Here is a 9262-nt window from a genome sequence, read left to right as displayed (position 1 = left end):
GACCGTTCGATCCGCAGTCGATCGAGACGCAGCTGATGCCGGCGATCGAAAAGGCACTGGCTGCCGGCAGCTAACCCGTATCACATATTGATACCACGTCTTGACATCGGGTTCGTATCTATTGATGATACGTTGTCGGAGGTCGAACGATGATCCGTTCATTCAAGGACAAGCGCACCCGTTCGATTGATGATGGATCCATCCGCAAGGGGTTTCCCGCCGATCTCGTTCGTCGGGCACAACAATTGCTGACTTTGCTTGATGCAGCCAAGGATCTGAGCGACTTGCGATCGCCGCCCGGCAATCGGCTGGAGAAACTCAGTGGCGATCGTGAAGACCAGTATTCAATCCGGATCAATATCCAATGGCGCATTTGTTTCGTGTGGACTGACGCCGGACCAGAAAACGTCGAGATCACCGATTACCATTGAGCCACAAGGCCGCAGGGAGACGACAAGATGAGTATCAGCAAAGCACCGCCGATCCATCCGGGAGAAATTCTGAGAGAGCTCTACCTCGCGCCGTTGAGCATGACGCCTTATTCCCTCGCCCGGCAATTACGCGTCCCGAGAACGCGCATCGAACGCATTGTCGGCGAAAAAGTCGGTATCAGCGCGGATACAGCCTTGCGATTGGCCAAGTTCTTTCAAACGACGCCGGAGTTCTGGCTGAACCTGCAGGCCGCCTATGATCTTAAGCGGGAAAGCTCGGCGCTGGAAGCGGAGTTGGCGCAAATTCCAGCGTTTGAAGCCGCCTGAATATCCTCAGAGAGCCGCCTGCCATTCCTTGATCGCATCGACCGGCCAGACTAGCATCAGCACATTGAGCGTCAGGTTGTCCCGGATGATGTAGCCCGTGGCGAGTTCGAAGCCGATGGCAATCACCACCGTCAGCCAGATCGGTGCGCGCGCGGCAAACCAGAAGCCGGCGATCATCGCGACCATGTCCATGGCCGAATTCAGGATGCTGTCGCCCTGGTAGCCGACCGCCATGGTCGCGGACCGATAGCGGTTGATGATGATCGGCGAATTTTCCAGGATCTCCCAGCCTGCCTCGATGACGGCGGCCAGCGTCAGGCGCGCGCCGATCGAGGCCTTGCGCAGGACGGTCCAGCCGAGCAGGTAGAACAGGAAGCCGTGAATGATGTGCGACGGCGTGTACCAGTCGAACAGGTGCTGGGAATTGCCCGGCGTGTTGACGCCCGGTTCGAACAGCTTGATGTAGCCACAGGAGCAGATCCACAGGCGGCCCATCAGGTATTGCGAGGCGATCTGGACGACCAGGACCAGCGCCGTGGCAATTAGCCAGAAGCTCAGGCTGGATCTGTTTTCGCTTTCGCTCAACGTCGGCGCGCTCATTGCTTGCTACCCGCAGTATCGTCTTCCAGCGAATGTTTCATGATCAGCGGCATCTGTGCCAGCGTGAACAGGATGGTGATCGGCATGGTGCCCCAGACCTTGAAGTTCACCCAGACGTCGTTGGAGAAATTGCGCCAGACCACTTCGTTGATCACGGCCAGGAAGAGGAAGAAGATCCCCCAGCGCAGTGTCAGCTTGCGCCAGCCCTCTGCGTCGAGCTGGAAGGCAGCGTTGAAGACATAGCCGAGCAGCGATTTGCCGAAGAGCAGGCCGCCGAGCAGGACCACGCCGAACAGCGAGTTGACGATGGTCGGCTTCATCTTGATGAAGGTCTCGTCCTGCAGCCAGATCGACAGCGTGCCGAACACCATGACCACGATGCCCGAGACGAAAGGCATGATCGGCAGATGCTTGAAGATCAGCTTGGAGGCGATCAGCGAGATGATCGTGGCCACCATGAACAGCGCGGTTGCGATGAACAGCGGGCCGCCGACGGCGGTCAGTGCCGGAAAGGTCTTGGCCAGCCATTCGCCGCGCAGGTTGCCGAAGAAGAAGACGAGCAGCGGCCCGAGTTCCAGCGCCATCTTCAGCATCGGGTGATGCTTCTCGGCCGGGGTGGATTCGACATCGCTGGAATGCACGGTCATTGCGTCGTCTTTCGTGGTTTTGTCCGGAAAATCGTTCATCGGGCGATACCTGCAATCGCGCTGGCGAAATCCTCGGCCTCGAAGGGCTCGAGGTCGTCGACGCCTTCTCCGACGCCGATGAAATAGACCGGCAGCTTGTGCTTGGCGGCAATCGCCACAAGAATGCCGCCGCGGGCGGTGCCGTCGAGCTTGGTCATGATCAAGCCGTTGACGCCGGCGACATTGCGGAAGATCTCGACCTGGTTCATGGCGTTCTGGCCGGTCGTCGCGTCCAGCGTCTGCAGCACCGTATGCGGCGCATCGGGATCGAGCTTGCCGAGCACGCGAACGATCTTTTCCAGCTCGGCCATCAGCTCCGTCTTGTTCTGCAGGCGCCCCGCAGTATCGATGATCAGCACATCGGCCTTTTCGGCTTTGGCGCGCTCGAAGGCATCATAGGCAAGGCCCGAGGCATCGGCGCCGAGCCTGGTGCCGACAAAGGTCGAGCCGGTGCGGTCCGCCCAGATCTTCAGCTGCTCGATGGCTGCCGCACGGAATGTGTCGCCGGCAGCCAGCATGACCTTCAGGCCGGAGCCCGAGAGTTTTGCCGCGAGCTTGCCGATCGTGGTGGTCTTGCCAGTGCCGTTGACGCCGACGACGAGAATGACATGCGGCTTGTGATTGAGGTCGAGCGCCAGCGGCTTGGCGACCGGCTTCAGCACCTTGACGATCTCGCCGGCCATGATCCGGGTCACGTCCTCGCCGGTCACGTCCTTGCCGTAGCGCTCGGACGACAGTGTGTCGGTAACACGCAGTGCCGTCTCGACACCGAGATCGGCCTGGATCAGCAAGTCTTCCAGCTCTTCAAGGGTCTCTTCGTCGAGCTTGCGCTTGGTAAACAGCGCGGTGATCTGGCTGGTCAGCTGCGAGGATGTGCGAAACAGGCCGGCCGTCAGGCGCTGGAACCAGGTGAGTTTTGCCGCCGGAGCCTCGGTCGCCGGTTCAACCGGCATTGTGTCCGCCGTGGCAAAGCCTTTCGGCAGTGCGACCGGCACCGCGACCGGCACCGCTGCTTCCGCCGGAGCGGGCGTCTCGACGATGTCACCATGCGAGATATCAGCCGGCTGAACCGGATTTTCGTGGAAGGTCAGGGCCTCGGCCTTAGCCGGCTCAAGGTCCGCGGAGGCATGTTGCTCGGCTGTTTCTTCGGCCTGCAAAAGCTCCAGCGGCACGATGGCCAGGTCGTCATCAACCGCCTTTGGCTCCGCTGCGTCCACGATCTGCGCTTTATCGAGGTCCGGTGCCGGGCCGCCTGCGGTGTCGATTTCCCTGGCCAAGACCGGATCTTCGGCCAGCGGCAGGTGCTCGATGTGGTCGTGCGGTTCGCTTTCGGCGATGATCGCGGCTTCAACCTCGGGAGGCAGCGCCTTGTCTTCAACGGTCTCCGTCACCGTTTCAGCCGGCTTTTCCTTGCCGAATGTGAAGACTTTCTTGATGAAACCGAGGGCCATGGGTCTTGTTATTCCGTCTTCTCAGGCTGCGGCGCTGGAGGCCGTTGCCGATGCAATCGTCAGATGGCGGCCATTGTGGCCACCGATCGAAACCTCGACCAGCGTGCCCGGCGTGAAGCCCGGCGCTGAAACGAAGGTGAAGTCTTCCGTATGGGCCATTTCGTTGCGTTCGACCAGCAGCATCTGTCGCGTGCCGATCAGGCGCTCGAGGTGGGCCACATGCAGGCGGTCCGCCACGGCGCGCAAGGCGGACGCGCGGGCCTTGACGACGGCGCGGTCATGCTGCGGCATGCGGGCCGCCGGCGTGCCCGGCCGCGGGCTGTAGGGGAAGACATGCAGATGGGCGATGCCGATTTCCTCTGCCATCCGTGCGGAATTGGCGGCCATCTCTTCCGTTTCCGTCGGAAATCCGGCGATCATGTCTGCGCCAAACGCGAAATCGGGGCGGAGGTCGCGGACCCTCCGGGCGAAATCGATCGCATCCGCGCTGGAATGCCGGCGCTTCATGCGCTTCAGGATCAGGTCGTCGCCATGCTGCAGCGACAGATGCAGATGCGGCATGAAACGCGGCTCGTCGGCGATCAGGTCGAAAAGATGCCGGTCGACCTCGATGCTGTCGATCGAAGACAGCCGCAGCCTGAGAATTTCCGGCACCTGCTTCAGCAGCGTCTTGGCCAGTTGTCCAAGCGTCGGCTGTCCGGGCAGGTCCGCACCGTAGCTGGTGGCATCGACGCCGGTCAGCACCACTTCGCGATAGCCGTTTTCCACCAGCTTGCGCGCCTGCTCGACCACGGCGCCCATCGGTACCGAGCGGGAATTGCCGCGGCCATAGGGGATGATGCAGAAGGTGCAGCGGTGGTCACAGCCATTCTGTACCTGCAGGAAGCCACGCACATGGCCATCGATATGGCCAACCATCTGCGGCGCCGTCTCGGTCACGCTCATGATATCGTTGACGCGCAGCTTTTCCTCGGCCGAAACGCCGAAATCGGGCAGGCGCAGATAGCTGTCGGCCTTCAGCTTTTCCTCGTTGCCGAGCACGGCATCGACCTCCGGCATGGCAGCAAAACCGGCCGCATCCGTCTGGGCGGCGCAGCCGGTGACGATGATGCGGGCTTGCGGGTTTTCGCGGCGCGCGCGGCGGATGGCCTGGCGGGCCTGCTTTACGGCCTCGCCGGTGACGGCGCAGGTATTGACCAGAACGGCGTTGTTCAGCCCGGCCCTGGCGGCTTCGGCCTTCATCACTTCGGATTCGTAGGTGTTGAGGCGACAGCCGAAGGTGATGACGTCGATGCCGCTCACGAGGCGGAGGCCCCGGCGATAGTGTCGGCATTGTCCGCGTCGCGTTGCCAATCGCCGCTGACAGGATCGACAGAACCCGACCATTCCCATTCGGCAGGACCGGTCATGATGACCTTGCTGTCGCTTTCGCGCCATTCGATCGTCAGCGATCCACGATTGGGGCTCGAGGCGACCGTGATCGTCACCTTGCGTTCGGTACGGCCGGTGCGCGCCGCCGAAACGGCGGTGGCGCAGGCAGCCGAACCGCAGGCGAGCGTCAGGCCGGCGCCGCGCTCCCAGGTGCGGGTGGTTATCGTGGTTTTCGACGTGACGTGGGCCAGGGTGATATTGGCCTTTTCCGGGAAAATCGGATGGTTTTCCAGCAGCGGGCCGAAGCGTTCCAGGTCGAAGTCCATCGGATCGCGATCGATCCAGAAGATCGCATGCGGATTGCCCATCGACATGACGGAGGGCGAATGCAGGATCGGCGCGTCGATCGGGCCGATCTGCAGCTCGATCTTGCTGGTGTCGTAGAATTCTTCCGACAGCGGAATGCGGTCCCATTCGAACACCGGCTTGCCCATGTCGACCGAAATGGTGCCGTCGGCATTTTCGGCGGCGTTCAAAATGCCGGCAACGGTCTGGAAGGTGAATGTCTTGCGGCCGGTTTCCGAGGCCAGCGCCTGCACGACGCAGCGCGTGCCATTGCCGCAAGCCTGGGCCTTGGTGCCATCACAGTTGAGAATGTCGATATAGGCGTCCGTGCCATCGATCTTCGGATCATGGACCGCCATGATCTGGTCGAAATGGGTCTCGGTGCCGCCAGCCAGGGCAATGGCCGCTGCTGCGGTGACGCGATCGGTGCGACCGCGCATGTCGACGACCAGGATTTTGTTGCCAAGCCCGTTCATCTTCGCGAAGTCGACCCGATTGTCCATTGCCATGCTTCCTTGCCCTGTTGAGGGTTTATATGGCGGAAAAGCGATGAAATTACCAGTGCTGCAGCGCGAAGCGTCTCACCCTGCCGGAACGTCGAATACTTCGCCGGGCAGCAGCGGGCGGAAACGCGCCTGATCGATGCCGTGCCGGTCGAGTGCCGTGCGCAGATGAGCCACCGGATGGTCGATCGGCTCGTCGGTCAGCTGGAAGGTGCCAAAATGGTGGCCGGCGACATGGGCTGCCTTGCATGTCAGCATGCCGCGGACAGCTTCTTCCGGATTTTGGTGCTGTCCCTTCATGAACCAGCGTGGCTCATAGGCGCCAAAGGGCAGGATGGCGAGCCGGAAGCTCTGGTATTTCTCGGCAGCGCTGGCGTAGTTGATGCCGTCGTGAAAGCCTGTGTCGCCGACATGATAGATCCTGCCTGCAGGTGTCTCGATGACGAAGGCGGCCCACAGCGCCATGCTCCGGTCGCCGGTTCCGCGGGCCGACCAATGATGGCTCGGCTCTGCCACGATGCGGACCCCGGGGGAAATGCTGGCTTCACCGCCCCAGTCGAGCGTCGCGATCTCGGCATCCGGTACGGCGCGGCGGATGATCGTATCATTGCCCAGCGGCGTGACGATCCGTGGCGCATGGCTCTTGTGTAGGCGCTTCAATGTCGCGACATCGAGATGGTCATAGTGATTGTGGGAGACGAGCACGAGGTCGATCGGCGGCAGATCGGCAAAGGCGATGCCGGGCGCGACGACACGTTTGGGTCCGGCGAAGGAGAGGGGGCTGGCGCGCCTGGACCACAGCGGATCGGTCAGGATATTGAGCCCGGCCACCTGGATCAGAAGGGTGGCGTGCCCGACCATAGTTACCCGCAAATCATCACCGGTAATACGTTCTGCCGGTTTTGCCCCTGCAAACGGGCTGGTGACCGCCTTCGGCCATCGGGCGCGCTTACCGTTGAACTGCCATTTCAGCACGTCGCGGAAACTGCCTGGTGGAACGCCGTTGGGATTGAAAAATCGTGTGCCGTCGAAATGATCGGAAACGGGACCGTTGTAGTAGGGATTCTTACTGCCTGACGCCGTCACTTCAACCGTCCCGCTGCCTTTGATGTGTGCAGCATATGGGGGAGGCCGTGGACGGTATCCAGCATCCGTCGTGAAAATCGTTCGGCCGGTATGACCGAAACAAGCAGAGAGACCGGCGCCACGCTGACGCGGCGCCGGTCTGGATCGGATCAGAACTCCTGCCAATCCTGGCTTTCAGCGCTGACGGCAACACCACCCGATGCCATCCGAACCGGCGCACGGCGCGGCGATACAGGTGCGGCCATGGATGCGGCGGGAGCAGCGGTGCGGCGCGGTGCGGCCATTTCGGCAGCAACCGAGCGCAGCGAGCCGGCATTGCCGCCGAGCTGGAACTGGCTGATCAGGTCACGCAGGCGATTGGCTTCGCCGGCAAGCGTCGCGCAGGCCGCATTGGCCTCTTCGACCATGGCGGCGTTCTGCTGGGTGACCTGGTCCATCTGGTTGACGGCCATATTGACTTCCGACAGGCCGACGGACTGTTCGCGCGCCGACGTGGCGATCGAATCCATGTGCTGGTTGATCGTGACAATATAGGTTTCGATGGTCTTCAGCACTTCGCCGGTCTCGCTGACCAGCTTGACGCCGCTGCTGACTTCATCGCTCGAATTGCGGATCAGCGTCTTGATTTCCTTGGCCGCATTGGCCGAGCGTTGGGCCAGTTCGCGGACTTCCTGTGCCACAACGGCAAAGCCCTTACCGGCCTCACCGGCACGGGCCGCCTCGACGCCGGCATTCAGTGCCAGCAGGTTCGTCTGGAAGGCGATGTCGTCGATCACGCCGATGATGTTGGAAATCTGGCCGGACGACTGCTCGATCTTGCCCATGGCAGCGACCGCGTTTGCGACGACGGCGCCGGACTGGCGGGCGCTGTCATTGGCCTGGATCGCCACGGAGCGTGCCTCTTCGGCCCGCTTGGAGGAGTTGCTGACATTGACCGTGATTTCGTCGAGCGCCGCTGCCGTTTCTTCGAGAGAAGCGGCCTGCTGTTCCGTGCGCTTCGACAGGTCGTCGGTGCTCTGGCTGATCTCGCGCGAACCGCTGTCGATCGCGCCGCCGGCCTGGGCGACTTCGGCAAGCGTCTGGCGCAACTGCGAAACGGCAAGGTTGAAGTCCGTCCGCAGGGTTTCGAAATCGGCGTCGAGCTGCTGGTTGATCTGGAAGGACAGGTCTCCTGCCGCCAGATGCTTCAGACCATCGGCCAGCGTTGCGGTGGCCTTGCTCATCGCCTCGGCACGCTGGTGCTCCAACTGGGCCGTGCGGCGACGTTCGTCTTCGCTCTGGCTGCGTTGGCTGTCGGCTTCGTTTTCGAGATTGACGGCCCTGATGGCATTGTCCTTCAACACCTGGACGGCGCGCGCCATCGCGCCGATTTCGTCGGGGCGGTTGCCATTGTCGACGGTTGCCGACAGGTCGTTGGCGGCAAGGCGGGAGATCGTGCCGGTGATGTTGGCGATGACAGATGCCAGCGAACGGGCAAAGAACAGGAAGCCGAGCGACGACAGCAGCGCGACGAGCACCGTGACGATCGCGGTCGTCCAGAGTGCTTCGCGGCTGCCTTCGACGATCGGCGTGACATCGGAGGCAATCGACATGACGCCGATCTTGTCGCCGGAGAAATTGTTGAACGGCACACCTTCGATGATGTAGCTGCGTCCGCCTTCCGTCATCTGCGCCTTTACAGGCTTCCCGTCAAAAACGGACTGCAACTGCGCGTCGGACAAAAGCGGCTTGTCGCCCATGGTCGAGGCCTGCTGAACCAGCTTTCCTTCGACGAGGACATGCACCGCGATCTCACCCTGGATACGTTCCGCCAGCGGCTTGAAATAGGCATTGGCAAGGCTCGTGCCGGTATCGACGACGCCGACCACCTTGCCGTCGCGCAGAACCGGGGCGGAGGCAAACATGCTGACAGCGGTTCGGCCGGGTTCCGTGCCGGCAACCAGCTTGCCGCTCGCCAGCGCACCCACGACGGTCTTGCGGCGACCCGTCATGTCATCGCCGAACTTGTCCGGCGTGTGAACGCGGGCAACGGCTTCGCCCTTGGAATTGATGAAGGTGATCAGCTGGACCCCGCCGGAGCTGACGATTTCGGGCAGGCTGCCGGCATAGCGCTTGATGATTTCATCGCGCGCATTGCTCTCGATCAGTCCCGCTGTTTCGGGCTCTCCGGCCAGCGCCAGCGCAACGGTCGATGCCGTCTTCTTCTGGGCGTTCATGTCGTTTTCGATCAGCGCCAGGTCGCTCTGCATCTCCTTGCGCAGCGCTTCCTCGTTCATGTTCGACTGGCGATACCAGGCCGTGCCGCCAATGGCCGCGCTGGTAAACAGAACTGCAGCAAAGCCATAGGCCGTGATTTTGACCCAAAGGGGTCGTTTGATTGTCGTCTCGGTCATGGTGCTCTCCTCGATCCCGTCCGTGCAGAGGAAAGTCACGGAAAACATTCAAATTTATGTAAATTCTGA

9 protein-coding genes are annotated in these 9262 nt (G+C 61.9%); 2 read left to right on the top strand and 7 right to left on the bottom strand.

Annotation, left to right across the window (positions count from 1 at the left end):
• The first annotated feature begins 149 nt into the window (after positions 1–149).
• Positions 150–431, top strand: a complete 282-nt coding sequence (locus tag PDO_RS10685; RefSeq protein WP_007601644.1) for a type II toxin-antitoxin system RelE/ParE family toxin — start codon at positions 150–152, stop codon at positions 429–431.
• 27 nt (positions 432–458) lie between these two features.
• On the top strand, positions 459–758 hold the full coding sequence (locus PDO_RS10680; RefSeq protein ID WP_007601643.1) for a HigA family addiction module antitoxin: 300 nt from the start codon (positions 459–461) through the stop codon (positions 756–758).
• Between the two features lie 6 nt (positions 759–764).
• On the opposite strand, the gene PDO_RS10675 is transcribed toward PDO_RS10680, so the two are convergent.
• From PDO_RS10675 to PDO_RS10645, 7 genes are all read right to left on the bottom strand, one after another.
• On the bottom strand, positions 765–1358 hold the full coding sequence (locus tag PDO_RS10675; protein ID WP_007601642.1) for a DUF2585 domain-containing protein: 594 nt from the start codon (positions 1356–1358) through the stop codon (positions 765–767).
• A complete protein-coding gene (locus PDO_RS10670; RefSeq protein WP_037073419.1) occupies positions 1355–2005 on the bottom strand; it encodes a septation protein A in 651 nt (216 codons plus the stop codon). Before PDO_RS10670 ends, PDO_RS10675 begins: the two co-directional genes overlap by 4 nt.
• A gap of 35 nt (positions 2006–2040) precedes the next feature.
• Positions 2041–3495: a signal recognition particle-docking protein FtsY gene (gene ftsY, locus PDO_RS10665; protein WP_007601640.1), complete on the bottom strand. Its 1455-nt coding sequence runs from the start codon at positions 3493–3495 to the stop codon at positions 2041–2043.
• 21 nt (positions 3496–3516) lie between these two features.
• On the bottom strand, positions 3517–4797 hold the full coding sequence (gene mtaB, locus PDO_RS10660; protein ID WP_007601639.1) for a tRNA (N(6)-L-threonylcarbamoyladenosine(37)-C(2))-methylthiotransferase MtaB: 1281 nt from the start codon (positions 4795–4797) through the stop codon (positions 3517–3519).
• The gene (dapF, locus tag PDO_RS10655; RefSeq protein WP_007601633.1) at positions 4794–5714 is read right to left on the bottom strand and encodes a diaminopimelate epimerase; all 921 of its coding nucleotides are present in this window, start codon (positions 5712–5714) and stop codon (positions 4794–4796) included. The genes mtaB and dapF overlap by 4 nt, the downstream gene beginning before the upstream one ends.
• 78 nt (positions 5715–5792) lie before the next feature.
• A complete protein-coding gene (locus tag PDO_RS10650) occupies positions 5793–6800 on the bottom strand; it encodes an MBL fold metallo-hydrolase (RefSeq protein ID WP_007601630.1) in 1008 nt (335 codons plus the stop codon).
• 149 nt (positions 6801–6949) lie between these two features.
• A complete protein-coding gene (locus PDO_RS10645) occupies positions 6950–9193 on the bottom strand; it encodes a methyl-accepting chemotaxis protein (protein ID WP_007601629.1) in 2244 nt (747 codons plus the stop codon).
• Between the last annotated feature and the right edge of the window lie 69 nt (positions 9194–9262).

This window comes from Rhizobium sp. PDO1-076 (genome assembly GCF_000247475.1).
GTDB lineage: Bacteria > Pseudomonadota > Alphaproteobacteria > Rhizobiales > Rhizobiaceae > Allorhizobium.
Note: the sequence above shows the minus strand (reverse complement) of the source record. Positions and strands in the feature narration are given on the sequence as shown.